General features: G+C 64.6%; 25 protein-coding genes. 13 read left to right on the top strand and 12 right to left on the bottom strand.

Annotation, left to right across the window (positions count from 1 at the left end):
* Nucleotides 1–33: 33 nt before the first annotated feature.
* Together O1Y97_RS21605 and O1Y97_RS21600 are read right to left on the bottom strand one after the other, a co-directional pair.
* The gene (locus O1Y97_RS21605; RefSeq protein WP_318762316.1) at nucleotides 34–684 is read right to left on the bottom strand and encodes a ribonuclease HII; all 651 of its coding nucleotides are present in this window, start codon (nucleotides 682–684) and stop codon (nucleotides 34–36) included.
* A gap of 146 nt (nucleotides 685–830) precedes the next feature.
* Complete coding sequence (locus O1Y97_RS21600) at nucleotides 831–1,985, bottom strand: PA0069 family radical SAM protein (protein ID WP_108608994.1); 1,155 nt, start codon at nucleotides 1,983–1,985, stop codon at nucleotides 831–833.
* Nucleotides 1,986–2,132: 147 nt separating this feature from the next.
* Between O1Y97_RS21600 and O1Y97_RS21595 the strand changes: the two genes are divergently transcribed.
* The 3 genes from O1Y97_RS21595 to O1Y97_RS21585 all read left to right on the top strand — a co-directional run bounded on the left by O1Y97_RS21595 (nucleotide 2,133) and on the right by O1Y97_RS21585 (nucleotide 4,409).
* Entirely contained in the window at nucleotides 2,133–2,657 is a 525-nt protein-coding gene (locus tag O1Y97_RS21595; protein ID WP_318762315.1) for a glycosyltransferase family protein, read from the top strand.
* A 132-nt stretch (nucleotides 2,658–2,789) separates the two neighbouring features.
* Nucleotides 2,790–3,194, top strand: a complete 405-nt coding sequence (locus O1Y97_RS21590) for a hypothetical protein (RefSeq protein WP_318762314.1) — start codon at nucleotides 2,790–2,792, stop codon at nucleotides 3,192–3,194.
* Between the two features lie 87 nt (nucleotides 3,195–3,281).
* Nucleotides 3,282–4,409, top strand: coding sequence for a helix-turn-helix transcriptional regulator (locus O1Y97_RS21585; protein WP_318762313.1), 1,128 nt, complete (start codon nucleotides 3,282–3,284; stop codon nucleotides 4,407–4,409).
* Nucleotides 4,410–4,421: 12 nt separating this feature from the next.
* Here O1Y97_RS21585 and moaB read toward each other — a convergent pair whose 3' ends face one another.
* The 6 genes from moaB to O1Y97_RS21555 all read right to left on the bottom strand — a co-directional run bounded on the left by moaB (nucleotide 4,422) and on the right by O1Y97_RS21555 (nucleotide 8,088).
* Complete coding sequence (gene moaB / locus O1Y97_RS21580; RefSeq protein WP_318762312.1) at nucleotides 4,422–4,973, bottom strand: molybdenum cofactor biosynthesis protein B; 552 nt, start codon at nucleotides 4,971–4,973, stop codon at nucleotides 4,422–4,424.
* A 10-nt stretch (nucleotides 4,974–4,983) separates the two neighbouring features.
* Entirely contained in the window at nucleotides 4,984–5,850 is an 867-nt protein-coding gene (locus O1Y97_RS21575; protein ID WP_318762311.1) for a 4-(cytidine 5'-diphospho)-2-C-methyl-D-erythritol kinase, read from the bottom strand.
* A gap of 10 nt (nucleotides 5,851–5,860) precedes the next feature.
* Nucleotides 5,861–6,046: an NfeD family protein gene (locus tag O1Y97_RS21570; protein ID WP_108608990.1), complete on the bottom strand. Its 186-nt coding sequence runs from the start codon at nucleotides 6,044–6,046 to the stop codon at nucleotides 5,861–5,863.
* 81 nt (nucleotides 6,047–6,127) lie between these two features.
* A complete protein-coding gene (locus O1Y97_RS21565) occupies nucleotides 6,128–6,994 on the bottom strand; it encodes a S49 family peptidase (protein WP_318762310.1) in 867 nt (288 codons plus the stop codon).
* Nucleotides 6,995–7,066: 72 nt separating this feature from the next.
* On the bottom strand, nucleotides 7,067–7,867 hold the full coding sequence (locus tag O1Y97_RS21560; RefSeq protein ID WP_318762309.1) for a tRNA1(Val) (adenine(37)-N6)-methyltransferase: 801 nt from the start codon (nucleotides 7,865–7,867) through the stop codon (nucleotides 7,067–7,069).
* On the bottom strand, nucleotides 7,864–8,088 hold the full coding sequence (locus O1Y97_RS21555) for a putative signal transducing protein (RefSeq protein WP_108608987.1): 225 nt from the start codon (nucleotides 8,086–8,088) through the stop codon (nucleotides 7,864–7,866). The genes O1Y97_RS21560 and O1Y97_RS21555 overlap by 4 nt, the downstream gene beginning before the upstream one ends.
* Before the next feature lie 151 nt (nucleotides 8,089–8,239).
* Here O1Y97_RS21555 and O1Y97_RS21550 point away from each other — a divergent pair, with 151 nt between their 5' ends.
* The 4 genes from O1Y97_RS21550 to O1Y97_RS21535 all read left to right on the top strand — a co-directional run bounded on the left by O1Y97_RS21550 (nucleotide 8,240) and on the right by O1Y97_RS21535 (nucleotide 12,958).
* Nucleotides 8,240–9,256, top strand: coding sequence for a polyprenyl synthetase family protein (locus O1Y97_RS21550; RefSeq protein WP_183263665.1), 1,017 nt, complete (start codon nucleotides 8,240–8,242; stop codon nucleotides 9,254–9,256).
* A 181-nt stretch (nucleotides 9,257–9,437) separates the two neighbouring features.
* Nucleotides 9,438–11,441 carry a tetratricopeptide repeat protein gene (locus O1Y97_RS21545; protein WP_183263664.1) on the top strand — a complete coding sequence of 668 codons (2,004 nt, stop codon included), beginning with the start codon at nucleotides 9,438–9,440 and terminating at the stop codon, nucleotides 11,439–11,441.
* Between the two features lie 115 nt (nucleotides 11,442–11,556).
* Complete coding sequence (locus O1Y97_RS21540; protein WP_318762307.1) at nucleotides 11,557–12,501, top strand: glycine--tRNA ligase subunit alpha; 945 nt, start codon at nucleotides 11,557–11,559, stop codon at nucleotides 12,499–12,501.
* A gap of 73 nt (nucleotides 12,502–12,574) precedes the next feature.
* Entirely contained in the window at nucleotides 12,575–12,958 is a 384-nt protein-coding gene (locus O1Y97_RS21535) for an endonuclease domain-containing protein (protein WP_318762306.1), read from the top strand.
* 24 nt (nucleotides 12,959–12,982) lie between these two features.
* On the opposite strand, the gene O1Y97_RS21530 is transcribed toward O1Y97_RS21535, so the two are convergent.
* Nucleotides 12,983–13,141 (bottom strand): hypothetical protein, encoded by a 159-nt coding sequence (locus tag O1Y97_RS21530; RefSeq protein WP_318762305.1) that lies wholly within the window; start codon nucleotides 13,139–13,141, stop codon nucleotides 12,983–12,985.
* A gap of 200 nt (nucleotides 13,142–13,341) precedes the next feature.
* Here O1Y97_RS21530 and glyS point away from each other — a divergent pair, with 200 nt between their 5' ends.
* Nucleotides 13,342–15,633 (top strand): glycine--tRNA ligase subunit beta, encoded by a 2,292-nt coding sequence (gene glyS / locus O1Y97_RS21525; protein WP_318762304.1) that lies wholly within the window; start codon nucleotides 13,342–13,344, stop codon nucleotides 15,631–15,633.
* A gap of 33 nt (nucleotides 15,634–15,666) precedes the next feature.
* On the opposite strand, the gene O1Y97_RS21520 is transcribed toward glyS, so the two are convergent.
* Together O1Y97_RS21520 and O1Y97_RS21515 are read right to left on the bottom strand one after the other, a co-directional pair.
* On the bottom strand, nucleotides 15,667–16,050 hold the full coding sequence (locus tag O1Y97_RS21520; protein ID WP_108608982.1) for a hypothetical protein: 384 nt from the start codon (nucleotides 16,048–16,050) through the stop codon (nucleotides 15,667–15,669).
* 95 nt (nucleotides 16,051–16,145) lie between these two features.
* Nucleotides 16,146–16,550: a hypothetical protein gene (locus tag O1Y97_RS21515; protein ID WP_318762303.1), complete on the bottom strand. Its 405-nt coding sequence runs from the start codon at nucleotides 16,548–16,550 to the stop codon at nucleotides 16,146–16,148.
* A 200-nt stretch (nucleotides 16,551–16,750) separates the two neighbouring features.
* Here O1Y97_RS21515 and O1Y97_RS21510 point away from each other — a divergent pair, with 200 nt between their 5' ends.
* The 3 genes from O1Y97_RS21510 to O1Y97_RS21500 all read left to right on the top strand — a co-directional run bounded on the left by O1Y97_RS21510 (nucleotide 16,751) and on the right by O1Y97_RS21500 (nucleotide 19,870).
* Nucleotides 16,751–17,689, top strand: a complete 939-nt coding sequence (locus O1Y97_RS21510; RefSeq protein WP_404801292.1) for an L-threonylcarbamoyladenylate synthase — start codon at nucleotides 16,751–16,753, stop codon at nucleotides 17,687–17,689.
* 15 nt (nucleotides 17,690–17,704) lie between these two features.
* Entirely contained in the window at nucleotides 17,705–19,135 is a 1,431-nt protein-coding gene (locus tag O1Y97_RS21505) for an FAD-binding oxidoreductase (protein ID WP_318762301.1), read from the top strand.
* A gap of 168 nt (nucleotides 19,136–19,303) precedes the next feature.
* A complete protein-coding gene (locus O1Y97_RS21500; protein ID WP_183263659.1) occupies nucleotides 19,304–19,870 on the top strand; it encodes a DUF6101 family protein in 567 nt (188 codons plus the stop codon).
* On the opposite strand, the gene ubiA is transcribed toward O1Y97_RS21500, so the two are convergent.
* Nucleotides 19,871–20,854, bottom strand: coding sequence for a 4-hydroxybenzoate octaprenyltransferase (gene ubiA, locus O1Y97_RS21495; protein ID WP_318762299.1), 984 nt, complete (start codon nucleotides 20,852–20,854; stop codon nucleotides 19,871–19,873).
* Nucleotides 20,855–20,954: 100 nt separating this feature from the next.
* On the opposite strand from ubiA, the gene O1Y97_RS21490 reads away from it, so the two are divergent.
* The gene (locus tag O1Y97_RS21490; protein ID WP_318762297.1) at nucleotides 20,955–21,209 is read left to right on the top strand and encodes a type II toxin-antitoxin system Phd/YefM family antitoxin; all 255 of its coding nucleotides are present in this window, start codon (nucleotides 20,955–20,957) and stop codon (nucleotides 21,207–21,209) included.
* On the top strand, nucleotides 21,206–21,478 hold the full coding sequence (locus O1Y97_RS21485) for a Txe/YoeB family addiction module toxin (RefSeq protein WP_318762296.1): 273 nt from the start codon (nucleotides 21,206–21,208) through the stop codon (nucleotides 21,476–21,478). Before O1Y97_RS21490 ends, O1Y97_RS21485 begins: the two co-directional genes overlap by 4 nt.
* Nucleotides 21,479–21,497: the final 19 nt, after the last annotated feature.

The following is a 21,497-nucleotide window of genomic DNA, read 5'->3' as shown; positions in this document are numbered from 1 at the left end:
CCCTCAAGGGATAGACGCACAGTCGTTCGGGCTCTAGTCCCTGAATGGTGCGAAGGATACGCGATGGATGCGCAGTGCCGCTCCATGCTCGACGATGGCTGCCCGATGGCGGGCAGTCGCATAGCCCATATGCACTTCGAAGCCATAGCGATTGTCGTTCGAGCCGCAGGCCGACATCATCCGGTCGCGCGTCACCTTGGCGACGATCGAGGCGGCGGCGATCGATTGTGAGCGCTGGTCGCCCTTGACCAGGGCGCGGCAGGTGCAGGCGAGGCCAGGCGGCACGTCGCGGCCGTCGGCGAGGGCCGATTTCGCGATAACAGGCAGGCCCACCAGCGCGCGGCGCATCGCTTCCAGGCTTGCCTTGCGGATGTCGCTGCGGTCGATGCTGTCGGCCGAGACCGAGGCCACGGCGACGCCCAGCGCCTTGCGCAGGACCTCGTCGAACAATGCCTCGCGCTGGGCGGCGGTCAGCCGCTTGGAATCGTCGAGGCCGCCGGGGATGTTATCAGGATCGAGCACGACGGCCGCGGCTACCACGGGGCCGGCAAGCGGTCCGCGCCCGGCCTCATCGAGGCCGGCGCATGGCCACAGGCCTCCCGAGATCGCTTTCGTCTCGAAGGCGAAGTCGGGCTTGTCGATGAACTCGAAGAGGGGCGGAGAATCGGAACGCGGGCGAGCCATAGTGCGGCGATGCTCGCATCGGCTCCGATTCTCCGCAAGACCTTCCCGGCCGATTGGGGCGGCGGCCCGGGAAGGTACCGTCGGCTGGCCACGGGGAGAGGCCGGACGGGATCTTGAGCGGCGGGCCAGGCTGGCCCGCGCAATCGTCAGAGCAGCGTCAGCTGCAGCTGGTCCTTGGGCGCCGCTTCGAACAGGTCGGTCCTGAGCGGGGTCCGTACGGAGTTGAGGCCCAGGCGCTGGGCGGCGATCTCGAAGCGACGGCCGATCTGCCAGGCATAGGGCCCCTTGCCCTTCATGCGCTTGCCCCACTCGGAATCGTAGTCCTTGCCGTCGCGCATCGAGCGGACCAGGGACAGCACATGGCGGTAGCTGTCCGGGTAATGGCGCAGCAGCCAGTCCTTGAAGATAGGGCTGACCTCGAGCGGCAGGCGCAGGATGACGTAGCCGGCGCCGGTCGCACCGGCGGCCTTTGCGGAATCGAGGATGCGCTCGATCTCCTGGTCGGTGAGTCCGGGAATGATCGGTGCCACCATGACCGAGACAGGAACGCCGGCATCCGACAGTTGCCGGATCGCCTCAAGCCGCTTGGTCGGTGTTGCCGCACGCGGCTCCATGGTGCGGGCCAGCATGCGATCGAGCGTTGTGACCGACAGCGCCACCTTGGCCAGGCCTTTCTCGGCCATACGGCTCAGGATATCGATGTCTCTGACAACCATCGCCGACTTGGTGACGATGCCGACAGGGTGATTGCGAGCTTCCAGGACTTCGAGGACCTCGCGCATGATGCGCCAGTGCTTTTCGATCGGCTGATAGGGGTCGGTGTTGGTGCCGATGGCGATCGTGCGCGGCTGGTAGCCGTCCTTCGACAGCTCGCGGTCGAGCAGCCGCGCAGCATCGGGCTTGGCGAACAGCTTGGACTCGAAGTCGAGCCCGGCAGAGAGACCCATATAGCTGTGCGTCGGCCTGGCGAAGCAATAGACGCAGCCATGCTCGCAGCCGCGATAGGGATTGATCGAGCGGTCGAAGGAAATGTCGGGCGATTCGTTGCGCGTGATGATGGTGCGCGGCTTCTCGACCTGCACTTCGGTCTTGAACGGCGGCAGCTCCTCGATGGTGCTCCAGCCGTCGTCGAAGACCTGGCGGCTGACCGGCTCGTAGCGACCGGAAGGATTGACGCCGGCACCGCGGCCGCGCCTGCGCTCATGATTGATGCGCAGGCCGCTTTCCTCGATCATGGCATTGGCCATCCCGGCTCCGCCGCCCTTGAAGGCAGCAATATCGGCACGCGCAATGGGTTCCATTTCACTGTCTCCCGAAGGGAAAGGCGCCGTCCGTCGATTCGTCCAGCATGAAACTATTCCTATTTCCGAAATGAGAACAAAGCAAGAACTTTGTCGGCCTGGCTGCAAAACTGGCGCTCCGGCCGGCTTTCGGATATGCGGCTAGGGATGTTGAGCGTTCTGATCGAAACCAAAGACGACGAGGAGGGGCTGGCGCGCACGCTGGCCTCGCTGGTCGGCGCCGCCGTAGAGGGCGTGGTGCGCGAGGTGATCGTCTGCGACCTCGGTTCGGCCGACCAGACGCACTATGTCGCCGAGCATGCCGGCTGCGCCTATTTGGCCAGCGGCGGCATCAAGGCCGGCATCGCGCAGGCCAGGAGCGACTGGCTGCTGCTGATCGAGCCCGGTGCCCGCTTGGCCGAAGGCTGGACCGAAGATGCGGTGCGCCACGTCGGCCGGCTGACGATGGCCGCGCGCTTCACGCGGTCAAGGTCAAGCAACCGGCCGTTCTGGGCGCGTGTGACCTCACGACCACGGGCGCTGCAGCAGGGGCTTATCATCACCAGGAAGCAGGCGGCGGTGCAGGCGCGCAACGGCGCCGATGCCGAAGGCATAGCGCGCGGGCTGGCGGTGAAGACGCTCGACGCCGAGATCGTGGTTGCCCAGAAGGGCAATGATTCCTCCCGCCGGTAGCCCGTGACGGCTGATCTGCGGAGTCGTATCTCCATTCAGCAGGTCTTTTCGCGCATCCCCCCCGTTTGGGAACTGTAGGCGATCCCCCGAAAAGGTAACGTTCCAAAGTTCTTGGGACTGGTGGGCTGTCTCATGTTTTTCAGTGACGTTGGCGATGAGGCACAGCAGGCGCTGTGGAGGCTGCGTCAGTTGCTTTCATTGTGCGTATTGAAGATTGGCAGTGACCTATCGGTTTCAAACGAGAACGCGAAAAATAAGCCAATCTTGATTTCAAGGTGTGCGACCATGTCTTCGCAGTTTGGAAGGTTGGCAATTTTGACCTTGGCGGCCAGGCGGGATACTATGCGAGAAAGGCCGCCTCGAAATCTGCCGGAGAAGAAATCGGGCAATTTCCGTCTGTTACTGCAGGCTTGTTACGCAAGCGCCAAGGCGTTGGTACGCAAGCCGCGGGTTGCAGACGCGGTGGGTTGCGTGTCCGGTGAGCGAAAAGGTCTTTCAGGACTTGCGCAAGGATCGGCTGGCGCATCCGGCGATTGAACAAATGCTGCGTGTCGCTCCTTGGCGCAGGGGTTTCCTGTGCCGGGTCGACCATGCAGGCCTTCGCCGGAGGGGGCGGCGAAAGGCATGATGGCAAAGCGGAATCTGGATGGCTTCCTGGATCGCCTCTATGAGGCGGCGCTCGATGCATCGTGCTGGCCCGCTGCGCTCGCCGAAGCGGTTGACCTGTTTGAATCCCGCAGTGCGCAGATCGGTCACTTGAGCCTCGTCGACCAGCGGCTGTCGTTCGTCATCAGCCACGGCTACGACATCACCCCGGAGCGGATCAGGAGCTACGAGGAACTGATGGGCGAGGACCCTCGTCTTGCTCCGTTTGTCGCCCGGCCCTTCGTACCCATGCACTGCCGCATGATCGTCAGCGACGAAGCTTTCCATGCGAGCCGCCTTTACCGGGAGGTGCTGGCACCGGATGGCATCGAATACACCCTTGGCGTCAACCTGATCGAGGAAGAACAGTCGACGTCGTTTTTCATGATGCTGCGAGGCCCCGACAGGCCGCCGTTCGGCGAGGTGGAATGCGAGATCCTGCGCGAGTTGGTTCCGCATCTTCGGCGGGTCATCAAGCTGCATACGCGCTTCGCCGAAATCGATCTCGACCGGTTGGTGGCGCAAGAGGCGCTCGACAGGCTGCCGCTCGGTGTCGCTGTCGTCAGGGCGAATTCCAGAATTGTCTCGCTCAATCGCATCGCACGCGATCTTGCGATGGCCGGAGATGGATTCTCCATCTTCGCCGGCATGCTGGTGGCCGAACGCCACCCCGATACGCAACGCCTGCAGGCGGCGATTGCGACAGCGGCACGCGGCGATACCAGGCGGTCCCAGGCGCTTACCCTGCGACGGGACAAGGGAGAGCCGCTGCGGCTCCTCGTCTGTCCCTTGTCGGCCAATCGGGTCGGCCAGTCGATTGCCTTGCCCCCGAGCGATCTGGTCATGGTCTTCATCAGCGACCCCGAACAACTCGTGGATGCGCAGTCGGAGCAGCTGCAGCATATGTTTGGCCTGACACGGTCTGAGGCAAGGTTGCTCGAACTACTGGTCGCTGGAGCTACGCTGAAGGTGGCGGCGGGCCGGCTCGACCTGACGCATGAAAGCGCGCGCCAGTATCTCAAGAGCATGTTCGTCAAGACTGGCTCGCACCGGCAAAGCGACCTGATCAGGAAGGTGCTGTCTTCGCCGGTATGGATGCAGCAATGATACCGAAAAGGTTCAGGCGGTCTTGATGCCGCCGCGCCTGAGATGCTCGTCGAGACGCGGCATGATCTCCACGAAATTGCACGGCATGTGGCGGTAGTCGAGCTGCGCCTTGAGAATGCCGTCCCAGGCGTCGCGGCAGGCGCCGGGCGAGCCCGGCAGCACGAAGACGAAGGTGGCGTTGAGCACGCCTCCCGTCGCGCGTGACTGGATCGTCGACGTGCCGATCTTGTCGTAGGAGATGCGGTGGAACACCGCCGAGAAGCCGTCCATGCGCTTCTCGAAGATCGGCTCCAGCGCGTCGGGCGTGACGTCGCGGCCGGTGAAGCCGGTGCCGCCGGTGGTGATGACCACGTCGATCTCGGGATCGAGCGACCAGGCGGTGACGCGGTCGCGGATCTTGTCCTTGTCGTCGGTGACGATGTCGCGCGCCTTGAGCACGTGGCCGGCCTCGGTGATGCGGTCGGCCAGCGTCTGGCCCGACTTGTCCTCGGCAAGCGTGCGGCTGTCGGAAACGGTGAGCACCGCGATGCGGACAGGGACGAAGGGGCGGGGTTCGCTTGCCATTCTTGGGCTCCTAGGTCCGTGTCATGGTGGCGGTGCTGAACCAGCCGGGGTGTTCGCTTGAGATCGCGGTGGCGGCACGCGAAGCGGCGGCGGCACTGTCGAAGATGCCGAAGCAGGTCGCGCCGGAGCCCGACATGCGGGTGAAGGCAGCCCCCGAGCGGCGAAGCGCCGCCAGAACCTTTGAGATTGATGGTTCGATCGACATCGCAGCACCTTCCAGGTCGTTGCGGGTGGCGCCGAGCCAGTCGAGCACCGTGTCGGCGCTGTCGAGCGGCGCAAGGGCGGGGTTGTCACGCGAGGCCAGCGCGCGGAACACCTTGGGCGTCTCCACCGCGACGCCGGGATTGACCAGCACCATCGGCAGGGCCGGGAAGTGCCTGACGGGATCGAGCTCCTCGCCGATGCCCCGGGCGATCAGCGGGTGCCCGGCGATGCACATCGGCAGGTCGGCGCCGAGCGGCAGGGCGAGGCGGGCCAGTGCGGCGGCGTCGGCCGGGATGCGCCAGAGGCGGGTAAGCGCCCGCAACGTCGCTGCCGCATCGCTCGAACCGCCGCCGATGCCGGAGGCGACTGGCAGGTGCTTTTCGAGCGCGATCGAAACCGGCTGGGTCGCATGGGCGGGATAAGCCCCACGCAGGGCGTCGCGGGCGCGCAGCACGAGGTTGCCGGCATCGCGCGGAACGCTACCGGCGAAGGGACCGGCGACGAAGAAGCTGTCTTCGCCCGAAGCCCTCACGGTGATACGGTCGCCAAATTCGGCGAACACGACGAGCGTTTCAAGCAGGTGGTAGCCGTCGGCGCGCCGGCCAGTGACATGCAGCGCGAGATTGATCTTGGCCGGGGCGAGTTCGGCGAGCGGAACGCTGTTGAAGGTCACGAGCCGGCTGTCATTCCTTCTCGAGCCGGTACTCGCCGGTCTCGGGATCCTTGACCAGCGTGCCCGAAGCGCCGGTCTGGCGCTGGCGCTCGTTGCGCCGCACCTTGGCCGTCACCCGCTCGGCCTCCCTGATGAAGGAGCGATAGCCGATATAGGCGACCACGCCGACAAGCGCGAAAAAGATGAGCTGAGGCATCGTCATTCTCCTCCCTTCGGATGCCGGCGTTTCCGGCCTGCCGGGATCATTCCCCGATGATAGTCCGCGGTTGCGGCTTTTTCAAAGGCCGAACCGGCTCCACAATGCGCGTTCTTCCGCCGCATCCACCAACCCGGAGGCGGCGGCGCCCACAACCTCGGGCGTCAAGCCCAGGGCCGATGAGCCGAGGCCGAGCCGGCGGCCGAACAGGCCGCGCGGCGCGGTGATGAGCTTGAGTTCGGCCTTGGCGCCGTAGCGGTCCTTGAGCACTGTGCGCAAGTCGCCAAGGGAATCGACGAGGCCGAGTTCGAGGCCCTTCTTGCCCGACCAGAACAGGCCGGTGAACATGTCAGGATCGTCCTTGAGCTTGCCGCGGCGACGGTCCTTGACCATGTCGATGAACGTCTCGTGCACTTCGAGCTGCAGCTTCTTCAGCCGCTCGATGTCCTCTGCCTTTTCCGGCTGGAACGGATCGAGCGTCGCCTTGTTCTCGCCCGCCGTATAGACGCGCCGCTCGACGCCGATCTTCTTGATTAGGTCGGTGAAGCCGAAGGAAGCGGAGACCACGCCGATCGATCCGACGATGGAGGAGGGATCGGCGATGATCTCGTCGCCGGCAATCGCAATCATGTAGCCGCCGGATGCGGCGACGTCCTCGACGAAAACCAGCACCTTCTTGTGCTTCTCGGCGGCAAGGTCGCGGATGCGCTTGTAGATCAGCCGCGACTGCACCGGCGAACCGCCGGGCGAGTTGATCGAGATGGCGACGACCGGCGCGCTGGAAATCGAAAATGCCTTTTCGATCAGTCCGGCTGTCGTTGCCAGCGAAAGTGTCTGTCGGAACTGGCCGCCGCCCGACATGATCGCACCTTGCAGCCTGATGACGGGAATGACGACTTCGCCGCCACGCATCGATCTCGGCAGCAGTCGGCGGAACAGGTTCTTCACGGCTTGGTCTCTCCGGTCTGTGTCATGCGGGATGTATGTATTCTTGCGACATCCGCAATGTTTTCCCGTTGCTCAGTCGCCGAAAAGCGAAGATCGGCCGTTGCTTATATCGTCGGCGCGTTGCGAGAACCTGTCGTCCGCGTCGCGCAGCACCAATGGCGGGCAGAGGGCCAAGGGGGCCCGCGACGCCCGCACGGCGCGCACGATGACGCGTATCGCGGCGGCGTCGGCGCGTGGATGGACCGGCACGATCTCGACCTTGCCGAAGCGGCCGTCCAGGGCGGTGAGGATGGGGGCCATCTGTTCCGGTCGCGCGATGATGGCCAGCCCGCCGCGCGGCTTGACCACGGCGGCAGCACTCCGGATCCAGTTCTCGAACAATCCGTCTTCCATGACATGCGCCTGCCGCTTCAGCGCATCCGGTGTCGGCCTGTGGTGGGGCGGATTGAAGGGCGGGTTCATGATGACGAAGTCGAGCGAGCCGTCTGCAAGCCCGGCCCTGGCCCGTGCGTTGCCCGACAGCCCCACGTCGGCGACGAGCACCGAGGCGCGTCCGCTCAGTTGCGTGTTGCCGGGATGAGCAAGCGTAGCACAGGCAAAGGCTGCCATTTCAGGCGTGAGCTCGACCAGCAGCACCTCTGCCTGTTTGCAGCGTGAAGCGACCGCAAGTCCGGCTGCACCGGCGCCCGCGCCGAAATCGGCGAGCCGGCCGGCAAATGAGCCCGGTACGGCGGCGGCGAGCATGAGGGCGTCCATGCCGGCGCGGTGGCCGTTGTCCTTGGGCTGGACCAGCCAGAAGTCGCCGCGATGGAAGGCGTCCACCGTATGCGGCGGCAGGTCCACCTCCCGGGCTCGCGACGGTTCGGCTGTCACTTCTGGCGGATTTCGTTCTCGATGCCGGCGTCGATCAGCAACTGGCGCGCCTCGTCGGCGTCGTCCTCGTCGATCATGATGCGGCGTGGCAGGATGCCGATAGAACCGTCGAGCACGCTCATGTTCTGGTCGGCGACGAAGCAGCCGATGCCGGCATCGCGCAGCAGCGATTCCACGAAGGAGATGATGACGGCGTCGTTGGTGCGGATGAGTTCGATCATGTCGGAGAAATTCGCAGTTTGAGGCAGCGAAGTAAACGCCGCGTGTTGCACCGCGCCAATTCGCCACTTGCGGGCAGTGTGCATGCCGCCTTAGAATCGCCTAAGAGCTACGCGCGCGACCACGCGCCTGTGTAATTTGGGAGTGTTGGCCTTGGGTGTCGTTCTCAACATCGAGAAGGGAAAGCGGGACGCTGCGTCGATCAAGGATTTGATCGACCTGACTTCGGCCGACATGGCCAGGGTCAACGAGCTGATCCTTTCCAAGGCCGGCTCCGATGTCGAGATGATCCCGGAAGTCGCCAACCATCTCATCTCTTCCGGCGGCAAGCGCCTGAGGCCGATGCTGACCTTGGCCGCCGCCCAGATGTTCGGCTATTCCGGCGAAAATCACGTCAGGCTCGCCACGTCGGTCGAGTTCATGCACACCGCAACGCTGCTGCATGACGACGTCGTCGACGAGAGCGACCTGCGTCGAGGCAAGAAGACTGCGCGTACCATCTGGGGCAACCAGGCGAGCGTGCTCGTCGGCGACTTCCTGCTCGGCCAGGCGTTCCGCATGATGGTCGAGGTCGGTTCGCTCGAGGCACTCGACATCCTGTCCTCGGCCGCATCGATCATCGCCGAGGGCGAGGTCATGCAGCTTGCCGCGGCCAAGAACCTCGAAACCACCGAGGACGAGCATTTCGCCGTCATCAAGGCAAAGACCGCGGCGCTGTTTTCTGCGGCCGCCGAAGTCGGCCCGGTCATCGCCGGCGCCTCGAAAAACGACAAGGCGGCACTGCGCTCCTACGGCATGAATCTTGGCCTTGCCTTCCAGCTCATCGACGATGCGCTGGATTATGGCGGTTCAAGCAAGGACCTCGGCAAGAATGTCGGCGACGACTTCCGCGAGGGCAAGGTCACGTTGCCGGTCATCCTGAGCTATCGCCGGGGCACCGCTGCCGAACGTGCTTTCTGGAAGAGCGCGATCGAGGACGGCGCCACCGACGACGCGGCGCTGGAGAAGGCCGTCGGCCTGATGGTGCGGCACGGGGCAATCGCCGACACGATCGGACGCGCCAGCCATTTCGGCGAGATTGCCCGCGACGCGCTGGCTCCGCTTGAGCAGACGCCGCAGAAGGCGGCACTGCTCGACGTCATCGATTTCTGCATAAGCCGCGTCGTCTGAGGCCGCAGACGGCCTTGCGCCCGGCGCCGGACTCGTGAAAACCTTGAGCCGGTTGTCGGATTGTGAAGCAGGTGCGGATTGATGCGCGACCCCAAAAAGGCCATGCTTGGCGCAGACAAGCGGTTGCGACCCGGCTTACGGGTGTCATGACGATCGTGGGACCTCACTAGGAAGGACTTTCATGCGGCAGCGACGTGCAATCTGGCTGTTGGGCCTTGCGGCTCTGGCGGGTTTTACCGCCCTGACCCAGCCCGGATATGCCAAACAGCTCACCGAGCCGGTTGAAATCAGCTCGTTTTCCGGGGCTTATCTGGCGGCACGTACCGCCGAAGCCGACGACGATCTGGACAGCGCCATTGCCTATTACAAGCGCGCCTTGGCCTTCGATCCCGAGGACACCGCCCTGCAGCAGAGCGTGATGCTCGCGCTGATCGCGCAAGGCCGCTTCGATGAATCGCTGCCCTATGCCCAGATGCTGAAGACGGTGCCGGACGTCGAGCGCTTCTCGCGCCTGGCTCTGGCTGTCGATACCTTCCGCAAGAAGGATTACGAAGCCGCCCAGAACTGGCTCAAGCTGGCACTCGAATCCGACCTCGACCGCCTGATCACCGGTGTGATGACCGGCTGGGCCAAGCAGGGTGAAGGCAAGGCCGGTGACGGGCTGCAGTTCCTCGACAAGCTCGAGGGACCCGAATGGTACGACCTGTTCAAGACCTACCATCGTGCGCTGATCGCCGAGGCTGCCGGCCAGAAGGACAAGGCCGGCGAGATCTACAAGGCGGCGATCGACAATCTTGGTGCCGGCAGCGCAGCTCCCGAAACCTGGATGCGTGCCGCCGAGGCCTATGCCGGCTTCCTGGCGCGCGGCGGCAAGAAGGCCGAGGCGCTGGCGATCCTCGACCGTGCCGATGAATTTGCGCCGGGCAAACTGCCGATCTCGTCCTTGCGCGAAAAGATCACCAAGGGCGAGAAGATTGCGCCGCTGGTCTCCGGCCCGAACGACGGAGCCGCCGAAATCCTGCTCAACCTGTCGACCGCGCTCAATCGCGGCGGCGGCGAGCCGTTCGTCAGGCTCTATCTGCAATACGCGCTGGCGCTGAAGCCGGAGAGCGACGAGCTGCTGGTGCAACTCGCGGCGATTGCCGAACAGCAGCAGGATGGCGAGCAGGCGATCGCACTCTATCGCCGCGTGCCGGCAAGTTCGCCGCTCAAGCGGCTGTCGGAACTGCAGCTTGGCCTCAACCTTGCCGACCTGAAGCGCCACGACGAAGCGATCAAGCATCTCAAGGCATTGGTCGACGCCAATCCCGATGACATGCGCGGTTATCTCGCGCTCGGCGGCGTCTATGCCGCGACTGACAACTATCGGGCTGCAGCCGATACCTACGACAAGGCGGTAGGCGTGCTAAAGGCGCCGACCAACGCCAACTGGAACGTCTTCTACCAGCGTGGCATCGCCTATGAGCGGCTCAAGGAATGGCCGAAGGCCGAGCCGAATTTCCGCGAGGCGCTGAAGCTGTTCCCCAACCAGCCGCAGGTGCTCAACTATCTCGGCTATTCGTGGGTCGACATGAACATCAATCTCGAGGAAGGCCTCGGGATGATCAAGCAGGCCGCCGATCTGCGCCCAAGCGACGGCTACATCATCGATTCGCTCGGCTGGGCCTATTATCGTCTTGGCCGCTTCGACGATGCCGTGCGCGAGCTGGAGCGCGCCGTTTCGCTCAAGCCCGACGATGCGGTTTTGAACGACCACCTTGGCGATGCCTACTGGCGCGCCGGGCGCAGGCTCGAAGCAACATTCCAGTGGAGCCATGCGCGCGACATGAAGCCGGAGCCGAATGTTCTGGCCGACGTCGAACAGAAACTGGCGAAAGGCATGCCGCCGCTGCCGGAGAAGCCCACGGCACTCGAAGCCCCGGCAAAGCCACCATTGGTCAAGCCGGCAGCCCCGGCGACGGACAGCCAGAAGAAGAGCGAGCTTGAAACGCCGGCGCCAGAGCCTGTGATCGAGGCCATTCCCGCCGCCTACAAGGTGCAGCGCGGCCAGTCGCTGTGGTCGATCGCCAACGAGGTGCTGGGCAACGGCGACCGCTATCGCGAACTGCTCGATCTCAATCCCGAACTGCGCGGCGATCCGGCCCGGCTGGCGCCCGGTCAGGAACTGCGTCTGCCGGGCAATTGACCGGCAGCGAAGGCGGCGGCTGGGCGCCGCTGCTTGACCCATATCTTCGGGCGGAATAGGACGGGGCCTCTCTGGCCCCGTTTTGCTGCGGGGCGCCAATGATCGAGCGTTGCCCGTGACCAACACCATGCCTGCCCACATGCACCCCAGCCGCTCGTTTCAGGGGCTGATCCTGACGCTGCACAATTTCTGGGCCGCGCAGGGCTGCATCATCCTGCAGCCATACGACATGGAAGTGGGCGCCGGTACCTTCCATCCGGCGACGACCTTGCGTGCGCTCGGTCCCCGGCGCTGGAACGCGGCTTACGTGCAGCCGTCGCGCCGTCCCAAGGACGGCCGCTATGGCGAGAACCCCAACCGCCTGCAGCATTACTACCAGTATCAGGTGATCCTGAAGCCGAACCCGTCCAACCTGCAGGAGCTCTATCTCGGCTCGCTCAAGGCGATCGGCATCGACCCGCTGGTGCATGACATCCGCTTCGTCGAGGACGACTGGGAAAGCCCGACGCTGGGTGCTTGGGGCCTTGGCTGGGAGTGCTGGTGCGACGGCATGGAAGTGTCGCAGTTCACCTACTTCCAGCAGGTCTGCGGCATCGAATGCGCGCCCGTGGCCGGCGAGCTGACCTACGGCCTCGAGCGCCTGGCGATGTATGTGCAGGGCGTCGACAACGTCTACGACCTCAATTTCAACGGCCTCGAGGGCGACGAGAAGGTCACCTATGGCGAGGTCTTCCTGCAGGCCGAGCAGGAATATTCCCGGCACAATTTCGAGCACGCCAACACGGCGATGCTGCTCAGGCATTTCGAGGACGCCGAAGCCGAGTGCAAGGCGCTGCTGGCTGCCGGCGCGCCCGCCGAGGGAGGCAATCTTGCCCAGCATAAGATGGTGTTCCCGGCCTACGACCAGTGCATCAAGGCGAGCCACGTCTTCAACCTGCTAGACGCGCGCGGCGTGATCTCGGTCACCGAGCGCCAGAGCTACATCCTGCGCGTCCGCAACCTGTCAAAGGCGTGCGGCGAGGCCTTCCTGCTGACGGAAGCGGGTGGCCTGGCGGTGTGATAGGTTTTACCTCCCCCTTGATGGGGGAGGTCGCCGCGAAGCGGCAGGTGGGGGTCATGAGGAGGAGGGCTCGATGCCCAAACTCGATCGTTTCCGACTGGAGTCAGCGCGCCGCCTTCGCTCGGCAATGACCGACGAGGAGCGAATTTTATGGAAGCATATTTGGCGGATTCCCGTTGAAGGAACACATTTCCGCAGGCAAGCTTCCTTAGGCATCTATTTCCCTGACTTCATCTCGCATCGGCTGAAGTTGATCATTGAGGTCGACGGCGCTCATCATGGTTTTGATGATCAAAGGCGGCATGATCAAACGCGGACCCTCTGGCTCCAGAGCCAAGGATATCGGGTCATTCGCTTTTGGAATCACGAAGTGAAACAGGAACTGGAAGCAGTTCTGGACACCATCTTTGCGGTCGTCGACGAGCGTCGCAGAGACTTGGCTATCGACGCTCACTGACTGGAAAGACACCCCACCCCGGCGCTACGCGCCGACCCTCCCCATCGAGGGGAGGGTAAAGCTCTCCATCGTCTGCAGTGCCTTGCGCACGCCCGGCATCCTGAATTCGGTCGGTGCCGCCACATGCATGGCGAGCAGGGCGCTGAGGCTGAGGATCTGGAGCAGGGCGGAGGCGGTTTTCATTGTCGTTCGGCCAATAGGTGTCTGTCTGAGCGTGGGTCGCTCGAGCGCAGCGTTCGGTTCATGGAAATCTTCATCCCAAGGACGATTCGATCGGCCGCGGCCCGACAGCCGTATGGAATTTTGCTCGACGCGCACTGGAGGTGACAGCGGGCACCTGAGTTGCTATGCCGCGCGGACCATTTCCCGCGTGAGCCCGTCCGATGCCCGATCTGCTTTTAGAGTTGCGTTCCGAAGAAATCCCCGCGCGCATGCAGCGCAAGGCGGCGGGCGATCTCAGGAAAATGCTGACCGACGGTCTGGTCGAGGCCGGGCTGACCTATGAGGCGGCGCGCGAATACTGGACGCCGCGCCGGCTGACGCTCGACATCAGGGGGCTGACGGCTCGCTCCAAGGACATTCGCGAGGAACGCAAGGGCCCGAGCACCAAGGCGCCGGAAGCGGCGATCCAGGGCTTCCTGCGCAGCGCCGGCCTCGCCTCGATCTCCGAGGCCCATGTCCACAGCGATCCCAAGAAGGGTGATTTCTACGTCGCCCACATCTCCAAGCCGGGCCGTTCGGCCGAGGAGATCATCGCCGAACTGATGCCGGCAATCGTCAAGAGCTTCCCGTGGCCGAAGTCGATGCGCTGGGGCCCGGCCTCGGCCAAGCCGGGCAGCCTGCGCTGGGTGCGTCCGCTGCAGTCGATCGTCTGCACCTTCGGTCCCGAGACCGAGGAGCCAGTCGTCATCGACTTCGAGGTCGACGGCATCCGTTCCGGCAACGTCACCTACGGCCACCGTTTCCACGCGCCCGAGGCGATCACCGTACGCCGCTTCGACGATTATGCCGCCAAGCTGGAGGCCGCCAAGGTCGTTATCGACGCCGACCGCCGCAAGGAGATGATCGTCGCCGACGCGCGCAACCTGGCCTTTGCCAGCGGGCTCGAACTGGTCGAGGACGAGGGGCTGCTGGAAGAGGTTTCGGGGCTGGTCGAATGGCCGGTCGTGCTGATGGGCACCTTCGAGGATGCCTTCCTGGAGATTCCGGCCGAGGTGATCCGGCTGACCATCCGTGCCAACCAGAAGTGCTTCGTCACGCGGCCGCAGGGCCAGGAGGATGCGCTCTCCAACCATTTCATCCTGACCTCGAACATCGAGGCCAAGGACGGCGGCAAGGAGATCGCCCACGGCAACGGCAAGGTGGTGCGCGCGCGCTTGTCGGACGCGCTCTATTTTTGGAACACCGACCAGGGCGACCTGCCCGACCTCGGCACGCTGAAGTCGTCGGCGGAAGCCTTCGGGCTCGACCTCAGGAAGCCGCTCGACCAGCGCATGGCCCGCCTCGACCATCTCGGCGTGACCTTCCACGCCAAGCTCGGCACGCAAGGCGCGCGCGTCCAGCGTATCCGCGGGCTGGCCCGCGCCATCGCGCCGCTGGTCGGTGCCGAACCGAAGCTGGCCGACCGCGCGGCCGTGCTCGCCAAGGCTGACCTGCAGACCGAGGTTGTCGGCGAGTTCCCCGAACTGCAGGGGGCCATGGGCCGCAAATATGCGTTGCTGCAGGGCGAAAGCCCGTCGGTCGCTGCCGCTCTCGAAGAACACTACAAGCCGCAGGGCCCTTCCGACCGCGTGCCGGCAGATCCGGTTTCGGTGTCGGTGGCGCTCGCCGACAAGCTCGACACGCTGGTCGGCTTCTGGACCATCGATGAGAAGCCGACGGGTTCGAAGGACCCCTACGCGCTGCGTCGCGCCGCCCTCGGTATCGTCAGGATCATCCTGTCGGCGCGTGGCAGCCTGCCGCTGCAGGGGCTGTTCGATGCAGCACTTGGGCAGCTCGAGGAGGCCTCCGTCCAGCGCCGGCTGGCGGCGTTCGAAGCCTCGCAGGCAGCGATCGACAGCGGCGACGTCGATGGCGAGCAGGATGTCGACAACGCGCTTGCCGCCTACGAGGCCGAGCTGCGCCAGGAAGTCATCGCAGGTGCCGGCGCGCTCAAGGCTGACCTGCTGGCGTTCTTCCACGACCGCCTCAAGGTCTATCTGCGCGAGCTCGGTGCCCGCCACGACCTGATCGACGCGGTGATCACGCCCGAGGCCGACGACCTGTTGACCATCACCCGCCGGGTCGAGGCGCTGGGTCAGTTCCTCGACACCGAGGACGGCAAGAACCTGCTTGCCGGCACCAAGCGCGCGGCGAACATCCTGGCTGCCGAGGAGAAGAAGGGCACGGCCGTAGCCGCCGCCGTCGACCCCGGCCTGTTCCGCGAGGAAGCCGAGAAGGCGCTGTTCGCGCCGATGAATCAGGCCATCAGCGAAGCCGGCCAAGCCATACGGAATGAAGACTTTTCCGGCGCCATGCGCGCGCTGAGCGTGCTGCGTGAACCGGTTGATTCATTCTTCGAGAAGGTTCTGGTCAATGACGAGGATCTGTCCGTGCGCGCCAATCGCCTGGCGCTGCTCGCCCGCATCCGTGCGGCGACCGACCAGGTTGCCGATTTCTCCAAGATCGCGGGCTGAGGCGGGGCGGCGCAGAGCCGCCCTCGCATATTGCTAGTCGAGCAGGCGGACCCTGACGCTCTCGCGGTAGACTTCGACCTCGATCAGCGGATCGCCGTGCAAGATGGCGCTGCGGGTCGAATTGCTCATCGCGCCCGGCCGGTTCAACAACTGCTCGAAGCGAGCGCGCTTGGCATTGGTCGTGAACCAGCCGTCGATGTCGTCTTCCTCGTCGGTCTGGATGTGCCGGTGGACGTTGGCGCGATCCTGGCGGACGACCTGGGCTGCGCTGTCGAGCGCATAGCCGTCACTGGCCTGGTGATCCCGTTCCGAGATGCGTGCGACATAGGTGCCGAGCAACTGGTCGGCCTGCGCGGCGCTTGCACCGAGGAAGAGTGCGGCGGCGAGCCCTACCGACGTCAAACGAATTGCCTTCATGGATCAACCCCTTGTCCAAATCTGCGTATGTGCCGTTCGCGCGGCATCGAACGCTGCGCGAACCTGCACATCGACTGGAAGGTGGTCAAGCCAGTCTACTGTGTTTCGACCGGCACTGCTGGATCGACTGCTGCGTCGTCAGACGACGCAGGCAGGGCAGGCTGGCCGCCGGCGGCCTGCTGGGCAGGCGCGGCGGCATCTGCCGAGGCCGGCGCAGCTGATGCCGGTTCCGGCGATGCGCTGCCGACCTCGCCGCCGCGTATGACCATCATTTCGGGGGCCAGTTCGGGGCTGGAGCTCTTGGCGTCGACTGCGGCAACCTTGCCGGTATCGATGCCTGGCATGCCGATCGCGACGATGGAGCCGGATGCCGACTTCGGCACGCCGACGGTGATCGACGACGGGCTGGCCGCGTCGTCTTTGATGACGACGATCGAAGACGCATGGGCCGACCCGGAAGCGACGATGCCGGCAACAAGAAACGCAGCAAACAGGCGCATTTAGCCCTCAGTTTTGAATCAACCTTTGAGGGCAATGTAGCTGGCCGGCGGTTGCAGCCGGCTTGCGAAGATGCCCTGCATTTTAGGCAATGGCTGAATTTGTGGGCCTCGGTCTTGTCGCCCAGCCGGATGCGGGCTAGGGACCGGGGCATTCAACTGGAAGCTATGACGTGGCGGAACTGATCGCAGCGGACAAGGCGATGGACGCGGCACTGGCCCTGCTCAGCGCAGGCGAAGTCGTCGCCATCCCGACCGAGACCGTCTATGGCCTTGCCGGCGACGCCACCAATGGCGAGGCGGTCGCCCGCATCTTCGAGGCCAAGGGCCGCCCGCGTTTCAATCCCCTGATCGCTCATGTCGCCGACATGGCCATGGCCGAGCGCATCGGCGTCTTCGATCCGCTGTCACGGAGGCTGGCGGAAAAATTCTGGCCCGGCCCGCTGACGCTGGTCGTGCCGCTGCGTGCTGGATCAGGCATCCATCCATTGGTCACGGCCGGTCTCGACACGATTGCATTGCGCATGCCCAAGGGATTTGGCGGCACGCTGATCGCTAGGCTCGGTCGTCCGCTTGCGGCACCCAGTGCCAACACGTCGGGCAAGATCAGTTCGACCAGCGGCGAGGCGGTGGCGATCGACCTCGGCGGCCGCATTCCGCTTGTCGTCGACGGCGGCGCCACGCCGGTCGGGCTCGAGTCGACGATCGTCAAGGTCGAGGACGGCAAGGTGCGCCTGCTGCGTCCGGGCGGTGTTGCGGCCGGCGAGATAGAGGCTCTTGTCGGCGCGCCGCTGCTGCGCGGCGCAACCGCCGGTATCGAAGCGCCGGGGATGCTCGCCTCGCACTATGCGCCGGGCGCCGCGATGCGGCTCAATGCAGGTAGCGTCGGGGCAGGCGAGGCGCTGCTTGGCTTCGGGCCGAAGCGTGCCGAAGGCTGGCAGCAGGCGCGTGCCTTCTTGAACCTCTCCGAGAGCGGCGACCTGCGCGAAGCGGCGACGAACCTCTTCGCGCACCTTCAGGCGCTCGACCGCAGCGGTGCCGGAATGATTGCCGTCGAGCCGGTGCCATCGGAAGAGCTCGGCGAAGCGATCAACGACCGGCTGGCGCGTGCGGCAGCACCCCGTGACAATCCCCACGTCTGAATTTAGCTTCACAAGATGACGCAAAACCTTCCCGGCCTCGATCCCGCGCTCGCCGAGCGCTTTGCTGCCATCGTAGGTGAGCGCTACGCCGTTCGCGCCGAGGCCGACATCGAGCCCTATGTGCATGAGCCACGTGGGCTGTTCACCGGCGCAACCACGCTGGTGCTGCGCCCGGGCAGCGTCGAGGAGGTGAGTGCCATCATGAAGCTCGCTTCGGAGACGCGCACGCCGATCGTGCCGCAGGGCGGCAACACCGGGCTTGTCGGCGGTCAGGTTCCCGACCGTTCAGGTGGCCAGGTCGTGCTGTCGCTGTCGCGGCTCAACCGGATCAGGGAGATCGACCCTGTATCCAATACGGTGATCGCCGAAGCCGGCGTCGTGCTCGACACGCTGCACAAGGCGGCCGACGAGGTCGGCCGGCTCTATCCGCTGTCGCTCGCTTCGCAAGGGTCCTGCCAGATCGGCGGCAACCTGTCGTCCAACGCCGGCGGTACAGGCGTCGTGGCCTATGGCAATGCCCGCGAACTCTGCCTCGGCGTCGAGGTGGTGCTGCCCACCGGCGAGGTGCTGGACGATCTGCGCAAGCTCAAGAAGGACAATACCGGCTACGACCTGAAGAACCTGTTCGTCGGCGCGGAAGGCACGCTCGGCATCATCACCGCCGCCGTGCTGAAGCTCTTCCCGAAGCCGAAGGGGCGCGAAGTCGCCTGGGTCGGCCTGCCGTCGGCCGGGGCGGCTTTGGCGCTGTTCAACATCGCGCAGGACCTTGGCGGAGGGGCGCTTACCGCTTTCGAGCTCATCGGCCGGACGCCCATGAGCTTCGCCATGCGCCACATCCCCGATGCCCGGCCTCCTCTCACTGGCGACTGGCAGTGGGAAGTGCTGATGGAAATCTCGTCGGGCCGTTCGGCCGAGGATGCGCGCACGCTGATCGAAGATATCCTGTCTGCCGGTTTCGAGGCCGACAAGGTCGGCGATGCGGTGATTGCCGCGAGCGTGGGCCAGGCGAACGAGTTCTGGCGCCTGCGCGAGATGCTGCCTGAATCGCAGAAGCCGGAAGGCGCCTCGATCAAGCACGACATATCGGTGCCCATCGCCAGCATCCCGGCTTTCATCGAGCAGGCGGCAGTGGCTGTTGCCGGAGTGTGTGCCGAGGCGCGGGTGGTCTGCTTCGGCCATATGGGCGACGGCAATCTGCACTACAACATCTCGCAGCCGGTGGGCATGGAAGCTGCGGCGTTCCTCGCCCTGTACCGCGACATGAACAAGGCCGTTCACGACGTGGTGCGCAGCATGAATGGCTCGATCTCCGCCGAGCACGGCATCGGCCAGCTCAAGCGCGACGAGCTGATTGCCACAGCACCTCCGCACGCCATCGAGCTGATGCGCAGGGTCAAGTCGGCGTTCGATCCTGCCGGGATCATGAACCCCGGCAAGACGATTTGAACGTCTCTGGTGGCATTCCGATAACCATCGCCGCGATCAGCAATATTTAACCGAATTTCTTAAGCGGGGCGGTAAGGCGACCCCGCTAGTGTCCTTCCCAACGAGACCGGGAAAACTGGTCCGGAGAGACCGGAAACCGGCTCTCAGGAGATAACAGGAAGGCACAATATGAACACCGGACTGAAGCCAGTCTGGGCGGGACGCAACATGCGCCTCGACCCGTTCCGCTTGCCGCAGATGGTCAGCTACGCCACGCGTGACGACCTTGGCGACGTCACCTTCACCATCGACCACCGCGGCGCCGTCATCCGCCGGGTATTGGCGCAGAGCGGGCTCCCCGCCATCATCGCACTGCCGGCCCGCGCCTTTCGCGGTGTCGCTGCGCGTGCCATGGAGGACGAGAACCTCAACGTCACGGTGACGCTCGAACTGCTGCACAACGATCCGATGCTGTCGGTGCCGCTGCTGGTTGCCCACGATCTCGACGACGTTGCCGCCGACTGGCGCGCCTGGGCCGACTTCTACAGCCTGCCGATGCTGCTGATCGAGGCGGACGGCATTGCCCGCACGCTCGAGGAGTCGCTCGGTGCGGCGATCAAGACCATGCCGGCACAGGATCGTCGCAAGGGCCGCGTGTCGCGCATGCGCCGGCCGCGCTTCCTCGCCCGCCGCAAGTCTGGCAATCTCGGCGTGCGCCTCGTCATCGACGGCGAGGAGATTATCGCCCGGGCGTGATCAGATCAGCGGCTTCAGCGCCACCCAGGCGCCGCCGCAAAGCAAGCCGATGAAGATGATCCATCCGACCTGGCCGTTCGACCTGAACAGTCGGAGGCACTGGTCGGGATCGTCGATATCGAGCGACGTGATCTGCCGCGCCATGTGGATGCCGGCGGCAACCAGTCCTGCCAGCGCCGGCATCGGCACCTGCGCGATGGCAAAAGCCGTCGCAAACAGCATCAGCGCTCCGGCGTACAAGCCGACCAGCCACGATTTGGTGTTTTCGCCGAAGAAACGTGCCGTCGACTTCACGCCGACGAGCGCGTCGTCTTCCTTGTCCTGGTGGGCGTAGATCGTGTCGTAGCCGATCACCCACATGACCGATCCGAAATAGAGCAGCACGGCCGGGGCGTCGAGGTCGCCGAACTCGGCCGCCCAGCCCATCAGCGCGCCCCACGAGAAGGCGAGGCCCAGAACGAACTGCGGCCAGTTGGTGATGCGCTTCATGAACGGGTAGATCGCCACGATCGCCAGCGACGAGATGCCGAGCAGGATGGCGAAGCTGTTGAACTGCAACAGCACGACAAGCCCGACCAGCGCCTGGAGCACCAGGAATGTCCAGGCCTGCCTGCGCGTGACCTGGCCGGAGGGCAGGGGGCGCGACCGGGTGCGCTCGACCTGCGCGTCGATGCCTTCGTCGACGATGTCGTTGTAGGTGCAGCCGGCGCCGCGCATGGCGACGGAGCCGACGAGAAACAGAAAGAGGAACCAGGGCGATGGCAGCAGCGACATCAGGCTGTCGCCGGGGCGGGCAAAGGCGCTTGCCGCCATCGCCGCCGACCACCAGCACGGCCAGAGCAACAGCACCCAGCCGATCGGCCGGTCCCAGCGCGCGAGCTGCGCGTAGGGCCACAGGCCGCGCGGCAAGGCGCGGTAAACCCAATGTCCGCTGGGGGCGTCGGCGACCCGGCCCTGGCCGGCTTTCGATTGGATCTGTTCCATGTGACGGGAGTGCCAGCGAGGCGGGCGGGCGTCAAGCGGCTCCGGCTTGAAGCGGGTGAGATGTACGTATATATGTACAGTGAGAACTTAGGAGGCTGCCGTGGCCTATGTCACGCTTACAGAACTTCGCGCCAACATGGCCAAGCATTTCGACAAGGTCGAGGAAGACCGGACCGAACTGATTGTCACGCGACAGAATCATGAACCTGTGGTGGTTCTTCCTCTTTCCGAGTGGGAGGGCATGAAGGAGACGCTGTATCTCCTCAGCAATCCCGTAAACGCTGAAAGATTGCTGAAGTCCATCGAGGACTCCAATGCCGGCAAGCTCGAAGAGCATGAACTGATCGAGCCGTGAAGGTTCTCTGGACTGCCAAAGGCAGGGAGGACTATCTTTACTGGCAGGAGACGGACGCCAAGATTTTGGTGCGGATCAACGAATTGATCCGGGATACGCGACGTAGCCCGTTCGCTGGCATCGGCAAGCCAGAACCTTTGCGCAACGAAATGTCCGGATGGTGGTCCAGGCGCGTCAATCACGAGCACCGGTTAGTTTATCGGGTGATCGGAACCGGAGAAAACCAGGCGCTTGAAATAGTCGCTTGCCGTTTTCACTATCACCGATAGGCGCGGGGCGCTTGACCTC

It is taken from the genome of Aminobacter niigataensis, from assembly GCF_946995915.1.
Lineage (GTDB): Bacteria > Pseudomonadota > Alphaproteobacteria > Rhizobiales > Rhizobiaceae > Aminobacter > Aminobacter niigataensis.
The sequence above is the reverse complement of the archived record's forward strand: the minus strand, read 5'-3'. Positions and strand labels throughout refer to the sequence as shown.

What these genes read in the sequence shown, in the direction of transcription:
- O1Y97_RS21595 (WP_318762315.1), top strand. Translation starts at nt 2,133, where the DNA reads ATGTTGAGCGTTCTGATCGAAACCAAAGACGACGAGGAGGGGCTGGCG.
- O1Y97_RS21590 (WP_318762314.1), top strand. Translation starts at nt 2,790, where the DNA reads ATGTTTTTCAGTGACGTTGGCGATGAGGCACAGCAGGCGCTGTGGAGG.
- O1Y97_RS21605 (WP_318762316.1), bottom strand. Translation starts at nt 684, where the DNA reads ATGGCTCGCCCGCGTTCCGATTCTCCGCCCCTCTTCGAGTTCATCGAC.
- O1Y97_RS21545 (WP_183263664.1), top strand. Translation starts at nt 9,438, where the DNA reads ATGCGGCAGCGACGTGCAATCTGGCTGTTGGGCCTTGCGGCTCTGGCG.
- O1Y97_RS21585 (WP_318762313.1), top strand. Translation starts at nt 3,282, where the DNA reads ATGATGGCAAAGCGGAATCTGGATGGCTTCCTGGATCGCCTCTATGAG.
- O1Y97_RS21555 (WP_108608987.1), bottom strand. Translation starts at nt 8,088, where the DNA reads ATGATCGAACTCATCCGCACCAACGACGCCGTCATCATCTCCTTCGTG.
- moaB (WP_318762312.1), bottom strand. Translation starts at nt 4,973, where the DNA reads ATGGCAAGCGAACCCCGCCCCTTCGTCCCTGTCCGCATCGCGGTGCTC.
- O1Y97_RS21535 (WP_318762306.1), top strand. Translation starts at nt 12,575, where the DNA reads ATGCCCAAACTCGATCGTTTCCGACTGGAGTCAGCGCGCCGCCTTCGC.
- O1Y97_RS21500 (WP_183263659.1), top strand. Translation starts at nt 19,304, where the DNA reads ATGAACACCGGACTGAAGCCAGTCTGGGCGGGACGCAACATGCGCCTC.
- O1Y97_RS21530 (WP_318762305.1), bottom strand. Translation starts at nt 13,141, where the DNA reads ATGAAAACCGCCTCCGCCCTGCTCCAGATCCTCAGCCTCAGCGCCCTG.
- O1Y97_RS21600 (WP_108608994.1), bottom strand. Translation starts at nt 1,985, where the DNA reads ATGGAACCCATTGCGCGTGCCGATATTGCTGCCTTCAAGGGCGGCGGA.
- O1Y97_RS21520 (WP_108608982.1), bottom strand. Translation starts at nt 16,050, where the DNA reads ATGAAGGCAATTCGTTTGACGTCGGTAGGGCTCGCCGCCGCACTCTTC.
- O1Y97_RS21505 (WP_318762301.1), top strand. Translation starts at nt 17,705, where the DNA reads ATGACGCAAAACCTTCCCGGCCTCGATCCCGCGCTCGCCGAGCGCTTT.
- glyS (WP_318762304.1), top strand. Translation starts at nt 13,342, where the DNA reads ATGCCCGATCTGCTTTTAGAGTTGCGTTCCGAAGAAATCCCCGCGCGC.
- O1Y97_RS21570 (WP_108608990.1), bottom strand. Translation starts at nt 6,046, where the DNA reads ATGCCTCAGCTCATCTTTTTCGCGCTTGTCGGCGTGGTCGCCTATATC.
- ubiA (WP_318762299.1), bottom strand. Translation starts at nt 20,854, where the DNA reads ATGGAACAGATCCAATCGAAAGCCGGCCAGGGCCGGGTCGCCGACGCC.
- O1Y97_RS21510 (WP_404801292.1), top strand. Translation starts at nt 16,751, where the DNA reads ATGGACGCGGCACTGGCCCTGCTCAGCGCAGGCGAAGTCGTCGCCATC.
- O1Y97_RS21515 (WP_318762303.1), bottom strand. Translation starts at nt 16,550, where the DNA reads ATGCGCCTGTTTGCTGCGTTTCTTGTTGCCGGCATCGTCGCTTCCGGG.